At 53.6% G+C, this 16,069-nt stretch carries 14 protein-coding genes; 2 read left to right on the top strand and 12 right to left on the bottom strand.

The window, feature by feature from the left end; all coding sequences use genetic code 11:
- Nucleotides 1-211: 211 nt before the first annotated feature.
- The 3 genes from KDX31_19045 to KDX31_19035 form a co-directional block, all read right to left on the bottom strand.
- Nucleotides 212-1,243, bottom strand: a complete 1,032-nt coding sequence (locus KDX31_19045) for a type I asparaginase (protein ID UTW03381.1) — start codon at nt 1,241-1,243, stop codon at nt 212-214.
- Nucleotides 1,243-2,658, bottom strand: a complete 1,416-nt coding sequence (locus KDX31_19040; protein ID UTW03380.1) for an aspartate ammonia-lyase — start codon at nt 2,656-2,658, stop codon at nt 1,243-1,245. The genes KDX31_19045 and KDX31_19040 overlap by 1 nt, the downstream gene beginning before the upstream one ends.
- Before the next feature lie 99 nt (nt 2,659-2,757).
- Nucleotides 2,758-4,230, bottom strand: coding sequence for an alanine:cation symporter family protein (locus KDX31_19035; GenBank protein ID UTW03379.1), 1,473 nt, complete (start codon nt 4,228-4,230; stop codon nt 2,758-2,760).
- Between the two features lie 220 nt (nt 4,231-4,450).
- Between KDX31_19035 and KDX31_19030 the strand changes: the two genes are divergently transcribed.
- The gene (locus KDX31_19030; GenBank protein ID UTW03378.1) at nt 4,451-5,263 is read left to right on the top strand and encodes a helix-turn-helix transcriptional regulator; all 813 of its coding nucleotides are present in this window, start codon (nt 4,451-4,453) and stop codon (nt 5,261-5,263) included.
- 50 nt (nt 5,264-5,313) lie between these two features.
- On the opposite strand, the gene KDX31_19025 is transcribed toward KDX31_19030, so the two are convergent.
- The 5 genes from KDX31_19025 to KDX31_19005 all read right to left on the bottom strand — a co-directional run bounded on the left by KDX31_19025 (nt 5,314) and on the right by KDX31_19005 (nt 9,904).
- Nucleotides 5,314-5,592 (bottom strand): hypothetical protein, encoded by a 279-nt coding sequence (locus KDX31_19025; GenBank protein ID UTW03377.1) that lies wholly within the window; start codon nt 5,590-5,592, stop codon nt 5,314-5,316.
- 28 nt (nt 5,593-5,620) lie between these two features.
- Nucleotides 5,621-6,175, bottom strand: a complete 555-nt coding sequence (gmhB, locus tag KDX31_19020) for a D-glycero-beta-D-manno-heptose 1,7-bisphosphate 7-phosphatase (protein ID UTW03376.1) — start codon at nt 6,173-6,175, stop codon at nt 5,621-5,623.
- Between the two features lie 112 nt (nt 6,176-6,287).
- The gene (gene glyS / locus KDX31_19015) at nt 6,288-8,375 is read right to left on the bottom strand and encodes a glycine--tRNA ligase subunit beta (GenBank protein ID UTW03375.1); all 2,088 of its coding nucleotides are present in this window, start codon (nt 8,373-8,375) and stop codon (nt 6,288-6,290) included.
- Nucleotides 8,375-9,349 (bottom strand): glycine--tRNA ligase subunit alpha, encoded by a 975-nt coding sequence (glyQ, locus tag KDX31_19010; GenBank protein UTW03374.1) that lies wholly within the window; start codon nt 9,347-9,349, stop codon nt 8,375-8,377. The genes glyS and glyQ overlap by 1 nt, the downstream gene beginning before the upstream one ends.
- A 108-nt stretch (nt 9,350-9,457) precedes the next feature.
- A complete protein-coding gene (locus KDX31_19005) occupies nt 9,458-9,904 on the bottom strand; it encodes a YtoQ family protein (GenBank protein UTW03373.1) in 447 nt (148 codons plus the stop codon).
- A gap of 100 nt (nt 9,905-10,004) precedes the next feature.
- Here KDX31_19005 and KDX31_19000 point away from each other — a divergent pair, with 100 nt between their 5' ends.
- Nucleotides 10,005-10,889 (top strand): lysophospholipid acyltransferase family protein, encoded by an 885-nt coding sequence (locus tag KDX31_19000; protein UTW03372.1) that lies wholly within the window; start codon nt 10,005-10,007, stop codon nt 10,887-10,889.
- Nucleotides 10,890-10,927: 38 nt separating this feature from the next.
- Here KDX31_19000 and KDX31_18995 read toward each other — a convergent pair whose 3' ends face one another.
- Genes KDX31_18995 through fmt form a run of 4 tightly spaced genes read right to left on the bottom strand, consistent with a single transcriptional unit; the run spans nt 10,928 to nt 16,066 of the window.
- The gene (locus KDX31_18995; protein UTW03371.1) at nt 10,928-12,376 is read right to left on the bottom strand and encodes a TrkH family potassium uptake protein; all 1,449 of its coding nucleotides are present in this window, start codon (nt 12,374-12,376) and stop codon (nt 10,928-10,930) included.
- A 13-nt stretch (nt 12,377-12,389) separates the two neighbouring features.
- Nucleotides 12,390-13,766 (bottom strand): Trk system potassium transporter TrkA, encoded by a 1,377-nt coding sequence (gene trkA / locus KDX31_18990; protein ID UTW03370.1) that lies wholly within the window; start codon nt 13,764-13,766, stop codon nt 12,390-12,392.
- 39 nt (nt 13,767-13,805) lie between these two features.
- Nucleotides 13,806-15,104, bottom strand: a complete 1,299-nt coding sequence (gene rsmB / locus KDX31_18985) for a 16S rRNA (cytosine(967)-C(5))-methyltransferase RsmB (protein ID UTW03369.1) — start codon at nt 15,102-15,104, stop codon at nt 13,806-13,808.
- Complete coding sequence (gene fmt, locus KDX31_18980; protein UTW03368.1) at nt 15,104-16,066, bottom strand: methionyl-tRNA formyltransferase; 963 nt, start codon at nt 16,064-16,066, stop codon at nt 15,104-15,106. Before fmt ends, rsmB begins: the two co-directional genes overlap by 1 nt.
- Nucleotides 16,067-16,069 lie beyond the last annotated feature (3 nt).

Raw genomic sequence — 16,069 nt, 5'->3', positions numbered from 1 at the left:
CCCTGAATTGTGCAAAAAAAAACTGCGTTGAGTAGATAAACTGCCACTTCAAGCGTTTACAGCATAGCATTGCAAAACAGCGTTCTGCGAGAAGTTATATCGTTCGAATATCGGTTTTAATTATCAGGTTTACGGCTGTTGAGATGCCTGAAGTGCCTGACAGGCAGACACTCGCTTTTTCGGTTATAACGGCACGACCGCCGTTGATGACTTAGCTCGCCAGGCTGCATTCACCACAGAGAGGCCGGGTTATATTTTCCCGGATGGCGGTGGCATCATCGCCCATACCAATCAGGAAGTGTAGTTTGGTGAACGCGGCTTCCAGGGTGAGATCCGCAGCGGGGATTACGCCGATCCGGTTCAGGGTTTCGCCGGTTGCATAGGCTCCCTGATGCACACTGCCCTGCAGACACTGACTGGTATTGAGTACTACGATACCGTTGTTGCCAGCGCGCTCGAGGGAAGCGATAAAGGTTTTGTTCTGGTCTGGAGGGTTGCCAACACCGTAGGATTGCAGAATCAACGCCCTGACCTCTTCAGCGTCCAGTAGTGCATCGATCACCCGGGCAGAGATGCCGGGATAGATCGGAGCTATAACGATTCCGTTAGGCTTGAAGTGAGGCAGATTAAAATTCGGCGACCCCGGCTTCAGTAGCAACGGGTGTTGTATCGCTATATGGATACCCACCTGCCCCAGCCAGGCAAAGTTGGGTGAATCAAAGGCGTCCAGTTCGGTGCTCTTCACTTTTTTACTGCGGTTGCCCCGTAGCAGACGACCGTTGAAGTAGATACAGACCTCTGGGATATCATAGTTGCCCGCCAGAATCAGACTGGTGACCAGATTGTCCAGGGCATCATTACGCAACTCAGATAGCGGAATCTGAGAGCCGGTGATGATCACCGGTTTGTTCATTCCCTGCAGAATAAATGACAGTGCTGAGGCAGTATAAGCCATGGTATCGGTGCCATGGAGCACGATAAAACCATCATAGTCGTGCCAGTTTTCGATCAGAGCCTGACCGATCAGCGTCCAGTCTGCAGGCATCAGATTCGAGCTGTCGATCAACTGATCAAACTTAACCAGCCGGTAATCGGGCAACTGATGAGCGGAACCCGGACTGTGATGCCGCTGAAGGCGACTGTTCAGCAGTGCTTCAAATCCGTCATCCGGAACATAGCCCTGCGCTGACGACGTCATGCCGATAGTGCCGCCGGTGTATAGAATCAGGATTTGTCGTTTCATCAGCTACGTTTCTCCAGTACAAATGACTGCGGTGCCAGCATCGATTGTGGGCTGAGCAGATGTTCCAGCTCGGCTTCGCTTAACAGCTTTTCTGACAGCACCAGTTCCCGAACCGTACGCCCGGAGTGCAGTGCGATCTGGGCGATCCGGGAGGCATTGCCATAACCGATATGCGGCACCAGCGCAGTGATACAACCGATACTGCGATCCACTAGTTCGGCACATCGCTCACGGTCTGCTTCAATGCCCTTTATGCAACGTGTCTCAAACATTGAGCAGGCGGAGCCCAGCATCTTCATTGAGTTAAGAAGGTTGTAGATAATCAGCGGTTCCATCGCATTGAGCTGCAACTGCCCGGCTTCTGCGGCTAGGGTCACTGCCAGGTCGCTGGCGATAACCTGATAGGCTGTCTGGTTGACCGCCTCCGGAATAACCGGATTCACTTTACCCGGCATAATGGATGATCCGGGTTGCATCGGCGGGAGTTTGATTTCGCCAAAGCCGGTGCGTGGCCCACTAGACAGCAGACGAAGGTCGTTGGCTATCTTACTCAGTTTGATCGCAAAGCGGCGCAGGACGCCTGAGAACAGCACAAAGGCTCCCATATCCGACGTTGCTTCGACCAGATTGGTCGCGGGCACCATTGGCTTACCGGAGATTTCCGCCAGATAGCTGACGGCCAGTGCCGCATAGCGGGGATGGGTATTGATGCCGGTACCAATAGCGGTGCCGCCGAGGTTGATCTCACACAGCAGCTTACAGGCGTCACCCAGACGGTCAATATCTTCGCTCAGGGTTACGGCAAAGGCTTCGAATTCCTGACCCAGGGTCATCGGAACCGCATCCTGCATCTGGGTACGGCCCATCTTAACCACATCGGAGAACTCCTGCCCTTTTGCTCTGAGGGCATCAATCAGGCTTTTGATGGTCTCTATCAGCGGGTCTGAAGCCAGCTGAATCGCCAGGCAGGCCGCAGAGGGATACGCGTCATTCGTCGACTGAGAACGGTTCACATCATCGTTGGGGTGCAGGTACTGATACTGCCCTTTCGGGTGCCCCAGTTTTTCCAGCGCGAGATTGGCAATGACTTCGTTGGCATTCATGTTGGTTGAAGTGCCCGCTCCGCCCTGAATCAGGTCGACGACAAACTGGTCATGCAGGTGGCCATCACGAATCTCTTCGCAGGCGGCAATGATCGCCTGTGACTTAAGCGGATCAAGACTGCCCAGGTCAGTATTGGCTTTGGCGGCGGCCATTTTTACCATCGCCAGTGCCTGCACCAGCTGCGGGAAATGGCTAATGGGAACGCCGGTTATGGCGAAGTTATCAACGGCGCGTTGTGTCTGAATGCCATACCAGGCGTCCGCAGGAATTTCCATATCGCCCAGCAGGTCATGCTCGTGACGTGTGCTCATTTTTCAGGTTTCCATCAGAGGTTGGGCATCTCGGCCCGTTACCATTTAGGTTATGAGTGTCCGCCGGTAACCATAGTTACCGGCGGGAGTTCGTTAATATCAGGAGGTCGCCTTAGCTGTGTCGTTGGCGGCATACTGATCGGCTGCGTCCTGTTGCGTCGGTAGCTGATCCCAGGCAGCCGGATCAATATTCAGATCGCTGAATTTCTCCGGGTCGAAAATAGGTGTTTCGATGCCATCTTTGCGTTGTTGCTCGTAATCACGCATCACCCGCAGACCGGTCTTGAACAGTAGTGCCAGCGCCAGCAGATTTGCCAGTGCCAGGAAGCCCATGGTGATATCAGCAAAGGCGAATACTGTGCCCAGATCCATAATGGCACCCCAGCAGCACAGGCAGATGATCGCGACCCGGAAGGTATTAAACAGATTCTGGTTCTCTTCACTGAAGAAGTTCAGGCTGTTTTCGCCCAGATAATAGTTGTAAAGAATGGTGCTGAATCCGAACAGCAGCAGGGCAATACTGACGAACATCCGGCCCCATTCGCCAACATGATCGGCCAGTGCGGACTGAGTGAGCGCAACACCGCCCTGCCCGGCAATAGTGGCAGGATCATAGATGCCACTCAGCAGAATGATGAATGCGGTACAGGAGCACAGAATCAGGGTGTCGATAAATACGGAGAACGCCTGCACGATACCCTGATTAGCCGGGTGTGGAACATAGGCAACCGCGGCAACGTTAGGTGCGCTGCCGAGCCCCGCCTCGTTGGAGAACAGGCCGCGTTTGACGCCCATCAGAATGGCTGCACCGATGCCACCACCAATGGCTGGATTCAGGCCAAAGGCGCTATTCACAATCAGCACGATAACGTCGGGAATACGCTCGATGTTCAGGCCCAGTACCACCAGTGTGATGCCGAGGTAGCCCAGCGCCATGACCGGAACCAGAACTTCGGATACTTTAGCGATGCGCTTTACACCGCCAAAGATGATCAGGCCGACAATCAGCGCCAGTGCGATTCCGGTGTAGTAGGTTGGGATACCAAAGGCATCCTCAAATGAGGTGGCAACCGAGTAAGACTGCATCGCGGTGAAGCCGAAGCCAAATGTTACCAGCAGCAAAACCGAATAGAGCGCAGCCAGCCATTGCCATTTTTTACCCAGTCCGCGACGGATGTAGTATGCGGGGCCACCCCGATAGGTGCCATCCGGCTCTGCTTTTTTGAAGGTTTGTGCCAGGGTACATTCGAAGTAACTGGTCGCCATGCCCATCAGACCGATGACCCACATCCAGAAGATGGCACCCGGTCCACCCAATGTAATGGCAACCGCAACACCGGCTATATTACCTCCCCCCACCCGTCCGGCAACGGAGAGTAGCAGTGCTTGAAATGAACTCAGGTGGCCCTGCTGTTCATGTTTGAAAAGCTGTTTGCCGCTAAAAATTTTGAACATCTGACCAAAGTAGCGGAACTGCACAAACCGTGATGCAATCGTGAACCAGAGGCCCAGAGAGATAAGCACACCAATCAGAACTTTTCCCCAGAGCAGATCGTTGAGAAATTCCAACATAAGACAGTCTCCATTTGCGACCACGGGTCGCTATTATTTTTGTGGTTGAGACGAATATTTAATCAGCTTCAGGGGGCGCAGAACATTTGATGCTTTAGTGCATATTGGTGTCAGATAGCGCACTCACTGCGCTAAACTGCGCCATCAATTGCTTTGCATCCGGTACAGCTTCCCCTTTAGAATGAAGTTCCCGGGCGTTGTTAAGTGGAGCAGGATCTGCATGCATCAGGACTTTGCCAGTAATCTCAGGCTGCTGTGCAGCTATTACAAATCGATAGCGGAAGTGTGCCGGCGGCTCGATATTAACCGGCCTCAGTTTAATCGTTACCTCAGTGGCCGATACAAACCCTCTGCTCATACGCTGCTGCGCTTTTGTGATTTCTTTGGTGTTGAAGAACACGAGATTCTCATGCCTCATGAGCAGTTTGAGCGTCTGATCAAAGTACGTCCCCGCCCTCAGGTTGCTGAGGCGTCTGAGCAGCTTGAGTCAGAACATCTGGATCGGCTGCAGCGAGGCGCGGCCAGCCTGGACAAATACCTGGGGTACTACTTTGAATACTATCAGTCGATGGCCTATCCCGGCCGGATTCTGAGAACGCTGATCTGTATTGAGCGGCGCGACGATCGGGTCTGCTATCAACGCACCGAGCGCCTGCGTGAGCATCCTGGCGACAAGGTCTTTCATGGGGTTTATCTCGGCATCGCCAGTTTTCTGACCGACCGTATTTTCATGGTGGATTATGAATCACTCACGGGTAATGAGATGACCCAGACCATTTTGTTTCCTTCCTTTAAGAACCGGGTATCGCGATTGAGTGGGCTTAAACTTGGCGTATCCGGTAGTGGTGAACGGATGCCCTGCTGTGCCCGGGTTGTGTATGAGTATCTGGGACGGTCGGTTGATAAGCAGCGAGCGTTGTCCCTCTGCGGATTATATGCGCAGGATTCTGATGAGATAGAGCCGTCGATCAAGGCGATGATCCGTAACGAGATGGGGGCTAAAGACTGGCACTTTCGGGCACTGTATATCTGACTATTGCGCTACAGATCTTCTTGTCAGTAGCTAACGTATACTCGCCCGGTTTATTCGTTCTTTATGAGGCCGTTTTTGATCAGCGTAGCATGAATTTTCATGGCGCTTTTCTTTAACCGATTCAGCTCACCCAGGTTTGGGATAATCCCGGCATTGATCTCCGACTCTTTCTCCTCCAGCTGCATATCCAGATAATCAAGTAACTTCTTGGCGCATCCGGTGCAGGGGCCATTGCAAAGCTTTTCTTGTGGCGTGTCGAATGGAATAGCTGATCGAATGTCTGCTATCAGCTTTCGCATCGCTATTGGAGTGTCAGGCTTGGTTATCATGGGTCAGTGTTCCACGTGGAACCTTTACTTAGTTGGTACTGTGTTGATGATAGATAATATACTGTGCTGCGGCTTCAAGGTCATCAACAATGACTGTGTTCTCAGGCAGTCCTCCTTTGGCTATCGTGCGCTCCCCCTTTCCTGTTCTGACCAGAATGGGCGGACAGCCTGCAGTTATCGCCGCTTCAAGATCGCGCAAAGAATCACCCACCACAAATACCTTGCCGGGATCGATATCCGGATAGCAGCTGAGAATGTGCTGGTAGAGACCTGGTTGCGGTTTGCGGCAGTAACAGTGATCATCCGGTGAATGAGGGCAGTACTCAATTTTCTCGATGCGCCCGCCCTGCTCCTCTGCCAGTGAGGTCATTTTTCGATGCATCTGATTCAGGGTCGTCAGATCGAAGTAGCCTCTGGCCAGGCCAGACTGATTAGTCGCCACGCAAATATCGAAGCCGGCTTTCGTTAATCGGGCAATAGCTGCCATGCTGCCTGGCAGCGGTTGCCACTCATCAACGGTTTTGATGTAGTTATCGGAGTCGTAGTTGATAACGCCGTCACGATCGAGAATTACCAGTTTCATCACTACCTTCTATGGCCTGATTGGTTACAGGATTGCAGTATAAAATCAAAATTCAGGGATAAAAAAGCCGGTTTGATAACCGGCTTTTTTGGTCAGTTTAATGGCTGAAATCTTAACTCAATGCTGAGATGTCTGCCACGCCCAGGAACAGGTTGCGAAGCTGGCTGAGAAGCGCAAGGCGATTGTTTCGGATCGCTTCGTCATCGGCCATTACCATCACCTCATCGAAGAACTTATCGACCACCGGACGCAGCTCAGCGAGTTGCTCAAGCACTGCTTTAAAATCACCCAGCGCGATCAACGGCTTCAGCTGAGTGTTTTTGTCTGCTACCGCTTTAGCCAGGTCTTTCTCAGCCTCTTCCTGCAACAGTGATTCAGATACGCTGCTGGCGATGCTGCCTTCCTGCTTGCTGAGGATGTTAGCGACTCGCTTGTTCGCTGCCGCCAGCGCTCCGGCCTCCTCCAAAGTGCGGAAGTGGCTTACGGCCTGTACCCGCTGATTGAACTCAAGCGGCTTAGTTGGGCGGAGTGCGTGCACAGCCAGGTAGACCTCGACAGCGATGCCCTCGTCGTCATACCAGGCGCGGAAACGCTCCAGCATAAAGTCAGTGATACGGGCTACCAGACCGTCTTTAGCCGGCAGGACGGCGTAGTTGTTGGCGGCAACCTGGATCAGGTCTTCCAGATCCAGATTGAGGCGCTGCTCAACGATGATTCGCAAAACGCCCAGGGATGCGCGGCGCAGTGCAAACGGGTCTTTGGAGCCGGTGGGTGGCTGGTTGATACCGAACAGGCCGGTCAGTGTGTCCAGTCGATCGGCCAGGGCAACGGCGATGCCAGGTTCGCTTTGCGGCAGTTCATCGCCGGCAAAGCGTGGCATATATTGCTCATTCTGTGCCAGAGCAACGCCTTCGTCCTCTCCGTCATGCAGTGCATAGTGGTATCCCATCAGGCCCTGAAGGTCGGGGAACTCGAACACCATATCGGTCATCAGGTCGGTCTTGGCGAGCATCGCTGCACGCTCTGCCTTGTCCTGATCCTGATCCAGTCGCTGTGCAATGTGTCTCGCCAGCGCAGCGACGCGGACGGCTTTGTCATGCAGCGTACCCAGTTCTTTTTGGAAGACGATGTTTTTAAGGTCATCGATACGGGACTCAAGGGTGCGCTTCTTGTCGGTCTCAAAGAAGAACGCGGCATCGGCCAGGCGTGGGCGAATGACCTTTTCGTTCCCGGCAATCACCTGTGCCGGATCGGTTGATTCGATGTTGGCGATGGTGATGAAGAATGGCATCAGCTGGCCATTGCTGTCGCGCACATGAAAGTATTTCTGATGCTCTTTCATTGAAGAGATCAGGGCCTCTGACGGCACCTCCAGGAAGCGATCATCGAAACGTCCGGTCAGTGCGACAGGCCATTCGTTGAGGGCGGTCACTTCGTCCAGCAGCTCTTCATCGATCTGAGCGATGCCGTTAATTGCCGCGCCTTCTGCTTCAACCTGGGCACGGATTTTTTCCCGGCGCTCCTCAAAGTCGGCGATGACATAGCCAACGCTTTCGAGGTTTTCCAGGTATTCATTTGCCTGGTTGAGAGTGATATCGTGGTTGTAGTGGAAGCGATGGCCGCGGGTGTCGCGGCCGGCTTTCAGACCGAGAATCTCGCACTCGATCACCTGATCTCCCATGAGCATGACGACCCATTTAACCGGGCGAACAAATTCAGTGCGGGAGGCGCCCCAGCGCATCCGCTTTGGAATTGGCAGCTTGCTGAGAGCAGTTTCGATAATGGCAGGCAGCTCGTCAGCAATCGCTTTGGCGGGTACGGACTGGCTGAAGCTCATCTTTCCGTCAATTTCTTGCAGGCTGTCTATGGTGGTGCCGCACTTGCGTGCAAAGCCTTCCAGTGCCTTTGACGGGTTGCCCTGCTCGTCATAGGCGATCCGCGCTGGAGGTCCCTGCATCATAAATGTGCTGCCTGGGACTTCGTCGGCAAGGTTGCTGATCAGCAGTGCAAGGCGGCGAGGTGCTGCGTATGAGCTAACAGTGGTTTCGGCAAATAGCGCTTCGGCTTGTTTGCCAAACAGCTCTTTGATACCTGAGACCACTTCGTTTTCAAGTGCCTTGGATAGTGTTTTTAGTGCTTTCGGTGGCAGCTCTTCTGTACCGAGTTCGAAGAGAAAATCCTGACGGTTAACATCGGTCATTACTTGCTCTCCTCTTCGCAGGCGGCTAAAACTTCGTTGCGGATGCTCTCTTCGGCTAATGGGAAACCCAGTCCCTTACGGGTGTTGAAGTACGCTTGTGCGACTTCACGAGCCAGGGTCCGGACACGCAGAATGTATCTCTGACGCTCAGTCACTGAGATTGCGTGGCGTGCATCCAGCAAGTTGAATGTGTGGGAGGCCTTCAGTACCTGCTCATAGGCAGGTAGAGGCAGCGGTACATCCAGTGCCAGCAGCTTGTTGCATTCCGCCTCGTGGTGGTCAAAGTTTTTGAACAGCTGGGGTACGTCTGCGTGCTCAAAGTTGTAAGTGGACTGCTCTACTTCGTTCTGATGGAAGACATCGCGGTAAGTGACCGGGCTGCCGTCAGGGTTGTAGGTCCACACCAGGTCATAAACACTCTCAACGTCCTGCAGGTACATCGCAATACGCTCAAGGCCGTAGGTGATTTCGCCGGTAACCGGGTAGCATTCGATGCCGCCGGCCTGCTGGAAATAGGTGAACTGAGTCACCTCCATGCCATTCAGCCATACTTCCCAGCCGAGGCCCCATGCGCCCAGCGTCGGTGACTCCCAGTTGTCCTCTACGAAACGTACGTCGTGTACGTTCAGGTCCAGGCCCATTCGTTCGAGCGAGCCCAGGTAGAGTTCCTGGAAGTTGGCTGGTGAAGGCTTCATGACTACCTGGAACTGGTAGTAATGCTGTAGTCGGTTCGGGTTCTCTCCGTACCGGCCATCGGTGGGACGACGGCTTGGTTGCACGTATGCGGAGTTCCAGGTTTCGGGACCGATAGCGCGCAGAAAAGTTGCTGGATGGAAGGTGCCTGCGCCGACTTCCATATCCAGTGGTTGCACTATTACACAGCCCTGCTCTGACCAATATTCTTGCAGTGCCAGGATCAGCCCTTGAAAAGTGCTTGCATCCGGTCTCGCTTTATCTGTCACTGAGATCACCATTTCGAATCTGTTTGTACAAAAATAGAGCGAAATTATACACGAATTCCAGATAGTTAGAGTGTCCGGTTAGTCGATAAGCGCTGTTTTTTCGGCTCCTTTTGGCTCAATTTAGTAGTCTTTGCACAGGTACTCTAAAATCTCAATCACCTGTCCGGTATTTTGCGCCACGGCCATTGCCGCAGCATCAATCTCTTTTAGTGGGTGAGTCAGTTCTTCGGCGTGTTCTATAATCAGGGATTTTCCCAGCGCTGTGGCTATGCCTGCATCAAAAGCAGCGTTCCACTGCTTGTATTTGTCACCAAACCGTACGATGACGATATCCGCTCTTTTGAGGGCTGTCATGTGTCTGATGCTGTTTAGTTTGGCTGCTTTATGGTCTTTCCAGAACGGGTTGTCCTCTGCCCCGAGAATATTCGTACCGCACTCGTCGCTGCTTTCATGGTCGGTATTCGGTGTCAGTATTTCTATGGGAAGATTGTTTTTGGCTATAGCGCTTTTGATCATCTCGCGCCATTCTGTATGAATCTCACCTGAGAGGTATGCGGTGTATTTCATCTCTATTTTCGCCTTCTGTTAGTTATATATGGATACTGCATTATATAATTCCTCCTGTGTTTTTGTTGTTGTTATCATTTCGCAATATAAAAGGTTCCACGTGAAACATCTTAAAGGCTGGTTGTCTGTATCGGTTCTCTGGTTGCTTGCACTGCTTCCTCTGTCTCTGGCGCAGAAGTTAGGTGTCTGGTTTGCAATGCGTGCCTATAACAAGAGAGGTAAGGCCTACCAGATTACCCGGATGAATATCGATTTTTGTTTTCCTGAGTTAACGGCCGAGGACAAAGCCGAGCTAACGAAAGCCAGTCTGATCGAAACTGGCAAGATGGCAGGTGAGTTGGGTATGAGCTGGCTGTGGAAGCCTGAGCGGGTGATGGCAAAGGTAACCCGGGTGTGCGGCGAGGAGGTCATGGAGGAGGCTCTGAGGCAGGGCCGTGGGGTGATTGTGATCGGCCCTCATCTGGGTAACTGGGAGGTGTTGGGGCTATATCTGAGTACCCGCTATACACTCACATCGATGTATCGCCCACCGAAGATTGAATTGATGGATCGGCTGATCAGAAAAAAAAGAGCCCGGTTGGGTGCGAAGCTGGCGCCGGCCAATGTTAAGGGCGTGCGTATGGCGATGAAGTCTTTGAAGGCCGGTGAAGTGCTGGGGATTCTGCCGGATCAGGAGGCCGATAGTGGTAGCGGGGTTTTCGTCCCCTTCTTCGGACAGGAAGCATATACCATGAAGTTGCTGCCGCAACTGGCAGCGCAAACCGGAGCGATTGTGGTCTCGGCGTATGCTAAGCGCCTGCCGGGTGCTGAGGGGTTTGAAATCTACTTTCATAAAACCCCGGAACAGATCAACGAGAAAGATCTGTTGCGCTCGGCTACCGCTATGAACTCAGAGGTCGAGTACTGTGTGCGACAGATTCCGGAGCAGTATCAGTGGGAATATAAACGATTTCAGCACCGGCCAGATGGTGGCCGGATGTACTAAACAGACGAAAAAAAAGGGCTTGCGCCCTTTTTTCTTTTCTAGCGTTTCCAGAAAGCGGGGGTGAACAGAACCAGCAGTGTAAACACCTCAAGCCGGCCCAGCAGCATGGCAAATGTCAGCACCCATTTGGCGGTGCTGTTCAGGTCGCCATAATGGGTTTTTACATCGCCAAGGCCCGGGCCCAGGTTGTTGAGTGTGGCGCCAACGGCCGACCATGCGGTTACCTGATCGAGACCGGTTCCCAGAAGAATGATCAGCATAATAATAAAGACGATCAGGTAGACCGAGAAAAACCCCCAGACCGCTTCCAGAATCCGGTCAGAGATAGGTTTCCTGCCCAGTTTAACGGGGATGACGGCATTGGGGTGGATCAGTCGCTTTATCTCCCGGTGACCCTGTTTCAGGATTAACAGGACGCGGATTACCTTCATGCCACCGCCGGTTGAGCCGGCACAGCCCCCGGCAAACGCGGCAACAAACAGCAGAAATGGCAGCATGACCGGCCATTGTGCAAAGTCCGCTGTGGCAAATCCGGTGGTGGTTGCGATGGACACAACTTCAAATATCGCCTTGCGGATCGACTCGCCGGGCGCATAGGTTTCTGTCAGGATGAGTACGCTGCCTGCCAGGCAGGAGATGCTGAACAGAATGGTCAGGTAAAACCTGAACTCAGGGTCCTGGAAGTAGTGGCTGAATGTGCGCTGCCGCCAGGCGAAGAAATGCAGGCCAAAATTGATGGCAGAAATTATCATGAAGAAGGTGCAGATCGCTTCGATGAGGGGGCTGTCGAAATAGCCTATACTGGCGTCGTGGGTGGAGAAACCTCCGATCGCCACCGTCGAGAAACTGTGGCCTACTGCGTCGAACAGGGTCATACCGGCAAGCCAGTAACTCAGCGCGCAGACGACGGTCAGCGACAGATAGATGTACCAGAGTGCTTTTGCCGTTTCGGTTATACGCGGAGTGAGTTTGCTGTCTTTAACGGGGCCGGGAGTTTCGGCCCGATAAAGCTGCATACCACCGATTCCGAGCATCGGCAGAATGGCTACCGCCAGAACGATGATACCCATGCCTCCGAGCCATTGCAGTTGCTGTCGGTAGAACAGAATCGACTCTGGCAGCGCATCGATTCCGGTTATCACTGTGGCACCCGTGGTGGTCAGACCGGAAAGTGATTCAAACACAGCATCGACAAACGAAAGCCCCGGATCATCTGCCAGCATAAAGGGGATCGCCCCGAACAGCCCCAGTACCACCCAGAAAAGCACGGTGATCAGGAATCCATCCCGATTTCTCAGGTCGGCCCTGACCCGGTAAACCGGTGACCAGATAATGAAGCCGGTTAGCAGAGTGATGGTGAAACCAGAGACAAAGGCCATATGGGTGCCATCATTGTACCCATAGGAGATTGCCAATGGTGGCAGCATAGAGATGCTGAATATCATCAGCAACAAGCCGAGGATCCGGAGGATTACCTTGTAGTGCATTAATACTCTCCGATCAGAAGAAACCCAGGCCTACCTGGAATAAGCGCTCGACTTCACTGATTTTTCGTTTGTCCACCAGAAAGAGGACTACGTGATCATCATTCTCTACAACGATATCATCGTGAGCAATCAGTACTTCATCCTGACGCACAATGGCGCCAATGGTTGTGCCGGCAGGAAGATCAATATCTTCGATTGTTTTGCCGACCACTTTGGAGGTGCGTTTATCACCATGGGCCACCGCTTCGATCGCTTCTGCTGCGCCGCGGCGCAATGAGTGTACCGCTGCGACATCGCCACGGCGGACGTGGGTTAGCAGGCTGCCGATGGTGGTTTGTTGCGGCGATATGGCAATATCAATCACCCCGCCCTGCACCAGATCAACATAGGCGGGGTTGTTAATCAGGGTCATGACTGTACGGGCGCCCAGTCGCTTAGCCAGCATTGAAGCCATGATATTGGCTTCATCATCATTGGTCAGTGCGCAGAAAACATCGGTGTCTTCAATATTTTCTTCCAGCAGCAGTTCTTTATCCGATGCGCTGCCCTGCAGGACGATGGTGTTATCCAGGTTTTTGGCGAGACTGTTGCAGCGACGGATATCCCGCTCAATGATTTTAACCTGATACTTGGCTTCGATATTCTGTGCCAGTCGTGCGCCTATATTACCGCCGCCGGCAATGATGATCCGTTTATAGGGGCGATCCAGTCGGCGCAACTCACTCATCACGGAGCGGATATCTTTCTTCGCGGCAATGAAGAACACTTCGTCATCCGCTTCGATGACGGTATCCCCTTTGGGGATGATCGGCCGGTCTTTACGGAAAATAGCCGCCACCCGAGTGTCCACGGCGGGCATATGCGAACGGAGATAGGATATCTCCCGGCCCACCAGAGGTCCGCCGTAATACGCTTTAACGGCGACCAACTGGGCTATGCCGTCGGCGAAATCAAGAACCTGCAGCGCACCGGGATGTTCAATCAGGCGGCGTATATGTTTGGTTACCAGCTCTTCCGGGCTGATCAGGACGTCGATAGGGATCGATTTGTCGGTAAAGATCGCTTTATCTTTGAGCAGGTAGTCATGCTCGCGGACCCGTGCGATCTTGGTGGGAGTATTGTAGAGGCTTTGAGCGATCTGGCAGGCGATCATGTTGACTTCGTCGCTGTTGGTCACGGCGATCAGCATGTCGGCATCGCGGGCTCCGGCCTGCTCGAGAATGGAGGGGTGGGATGCTTTACCCTCTACGGTGCGGATATCGAGACGATCCTGCAGTTCTCTCAGTCGGTTAATGTCGGTATCGACAATGGTGATATCGTTGGCTTCACTGGCCAGGTTTGCCGCCAGTGTGCCACCCACCTGCCCCGCACCAAGAATAATGATTTTCATATCTTAAAACTCTCCGGTCAGCTGGCAGAACAGTCTGCTTCAGTTCTGACCCTTTAGCAATACCGCATAATAAAAGCCATCGTGCCCTTGCGATCGGGGGAATAACTGACGGCCAAATGGCCGCTCAATGCCCCAGTCCGCTTCGATTGGGAGGTGGTGCGCGTCTGTTTGTGTTTTGGTAAAACGCTCAATTACCCGCTCGTTTTCCTGGGGAAAGACTGAGCAGGTGGCATATACCAGTCGGCCGCCGGGTTTCAGCATCTGCCAGCAATTCGCGAGAATAGCCAGTTGCAGCTCAGCAAGGGGCTTAATGTCCTCGTTCTGCCGCAGGTGTTTGATGTCAGGGTTACGCCGGATTACCCCCACTGCTGAACAGGGAGCATCAACAAGAATGCGATCATACTCAACGCCATCCCACCAGGTATTGGTAGCGGCATCTGCAATAATAACTTCAGCCGCGAGGTTGAGTCGGCTGAGGTTTTCCTCAATTCTGTTCGCCCGGTTGTGCTCCAGCTCCACGGCGGTAACATGACCGAGGTCCGGCTGGTGTTCAAGAATATGGCAAAGCTTGCCCCCGGGTGCGGCGCAGGCGTCGAGAACCCGCTGGCCGGGCTGCAGATCCAGTAGTACGCCGCTCAGCTGAGCCGCTTCGTCCTGGACGCTGGCGAAGCCATAGGCAAATCCGGGCAGGATGTTCACATCGACGGGCGTTTCCAGCTGAATACCGACGCTGGAATAAGGTATGGCGGATGCCGCTATGCCGGCATCATCGAGCTGCTGCAGATAGTTATCCCGACTACTTTTCTGTTGGTTTACCCGCAGTGTCATCGGTGGTTGCTGACTATTCTGCTCGAGGATCGCTTGCCAGTTCTCTGGCCAGTTATGCTGTAGCTTGGCGATCATCCACTGCGGGTGGTTGTAACGAAATTCGGGGTGCTCATTCAGCTGTTCAAACAGAGAGTCATGCTCTCTTTGCAAGTTTCGCAGCAGCGCGTTAAGCAGCCCTTTTGCCCACTCTTTATTGAGTTGGCTGGCTGCTTCAACGGTTTCGCTGATCGCTGCATGTGCGGGCACCCGCATCTCAAGTAGTTGATAAAACCCCAGCAACACCAGAGCATAAAGGTCCTGATCCTGCGGTTTGAATGGCTTTTTCAGTAACTGGTTTGCCAGACAGGAAAGGCGGGGTAAAAAGCGCATGGTGCCGTAGCAGATCTGCTGCAGCAGCGCCCGGTCGCTTTCCTGGCATTGTTGAAGTGCCCGGGGAAGCGCTGTGTTTAATGACTCTTTGCGACCAATAACCGGTCCCAGAGCGCGTGCTGCAATGGCGCGGATATTCATCAGCAGTGGCCCAGCTCCGTACCGTCGCTAAACAGCTCTCGCTTGGAGTTTAATACTGCGCTGCTATCCATCGCTTTGCTGCCGGGAAGTTGTATTTTCAGCAATCTGACCGCTCCGTCGCCGCTGGCGACAGTAATCGCCTGTTTGTCGGTGCCGATCACCGTGCCCGGTTTAGCGTTGCTCTGTTCATCGCTGGCTTCGGCGTACCAAATGCGCAGTGTTTCACCGTTCAGGGTGGTGAATGCTACAGGCCAGGGAGCCAGTCCCCGGATCTGCCGGGCGATCTCGGTAGCCGGTTTATGCCAGTCGATCTCCCCTTCCGCTTTTTCCAGCTTATGGGCGTAACAGGCCAGGCTGTCATCCTGGATTTCGGGCCGGATGGTCTGCCCGGCTATGGCTGGCAGGCTTTCCAGCAGAGCGGCTGCGCCTATCACGGCCAGCCGGTCATGCAGTTCACCGCTGGTATCTGTAGGGGTTATCGGACAGTGCTTTTTGAGCAGCATAGCGCCAGTGTCCAGTCCTGCATCCATCTGCATAATGGTGACGCCGGTTTCGCTGTCACCTGCCAGCAGTGCGCGGTGAATCGGTGCCGCTCCGCGCCAGCGTGGTAACAGTGATGCGTGAACGTTAATACAGCCCAGTCGCGGCGTATCGAGTACTGCCTGTGGCAGCAGCAACCCATAGGCGACTACCACCATCAGGTCGGCATCCAGCGCGGCCAGTTGCTGACGATCTTCGGCCAGCTTAAAGTTCAGTGGCTGATAAACGGGCAGGTCATGTTCCAGGGCAACTTTTTTGACCGGGCTTGGTGTGAGCTTGCGGCCACGTCCGGCAGGCCTGTCAGGCTGGGTATAGACGCCGATAACATTATGTCCGGCATCCAGCAGAGCCTGGAGGCTTGATGCGGCAAAGTCCGGTGTTCCGGCAAATAGTATGCGCAGTTGTCTGGCAGTGTCTGACATGTT

This window comes from Amphritea atlantica (genome assembly GCA_024397875.1).
GTDB classification, from domain to species: domain Bacteria; phylum Pseudomonadota; class Gammaproteobacteria; order Pseudomonadales; family Balneatricaceae; genus Amphritea; species Amphritea atlantica_B.
Note: the sequence above shows the minus strand (reverse complement) of the source record. Positions and strands in the feature narration are given on the sequence as shown.

Bases quoted from the DNA above. Each gene is read 5' to 3' on its own strand.
- rsmB (UTW03369.1), bottom strand. From the start codon at position 15,104: ATGAATATCCGCGCCATTGCAGCACGCGCTCTGGGACCGGTTATTGGT.
- fmt (UTW03368.1), bottom strand. From the start codon at position 16,066: ATGTCAGACACTGCCAGACAACTGCGCATACTATTTGCCGGAACACCG.
- KDX31_18995 (UTW03371.1), bottom strand. From the start codon at position 12,376: ATGCACTACAAGGTAATCCTCCGGATCCTCGGCTTGTTGCTGATGATA.
- KDX31_19045 (UTW03381.1), bottom strand. From the start codon at position 1,243: ATGAAACGACAAATCCTGATTCTATACACCGGCGGCACTATCGGCATG.
- KDX31_19005 (UTW03373.1), bottom strand. From the start codon at position 9,904: ATGAAATACACCGCATACCTCTCAGGTGAGATTCATACAGAATGGCGC.
- KDX31_19040 (UTW03380.1), bottom strand. From the start codon at position 2,658: ATGAGCACACGTCACGAGCATGACCTGCTGGGCGATATGGAAATTCCT.
- KDX31_19030 (UTW03378.1), top strand. From the start codon at position 4,451: ATGCATCAGGACTTTGCCAGTAATCTCAGGCTGCTGTGCAGCTATTAC.
- trkA (UTW03370.1), bottom strand. From the start codon at position 13,766: ATGAAAATCATTATTCTTGGTGCGGGGCAGGTGGGTGGCACACTGGCG.
- gmhB (UTW03376.1), bottom strand. From the start codon at position 6,175: ATGAAACTGGTAATTCTCGATCGTGACGGCGTTATCAACTACGACTCC.
- glyS (UTW03375.1), bottom strand. From the start codon at position 8,375: ATGACCGATGTTAACCGTCAGGATTTTCTCTTCGAACTCGGTACAGAA.
- KDX31_19035 (UTW03379.1), bottom strand. From the start codon at position 4,230: ATGTTGGAATTTCTCAACGATCTGCTCTGGGGAAAAGTTCTGATTGGT.
- KDX31_19025 (UTW03377.1), bottom strand. From the start codon at position 5,592: ATGATAACCAAGCCTGACACTCCAATAGCGATGCGAAAGCTGATAGCA.
- glyQ (UTW03374.1), bottom strand. From the start codon at position 9,349: ATGGTGATCTCAGTGACAGATAAAGCGAGACCGGATGCAAGCACTTTT.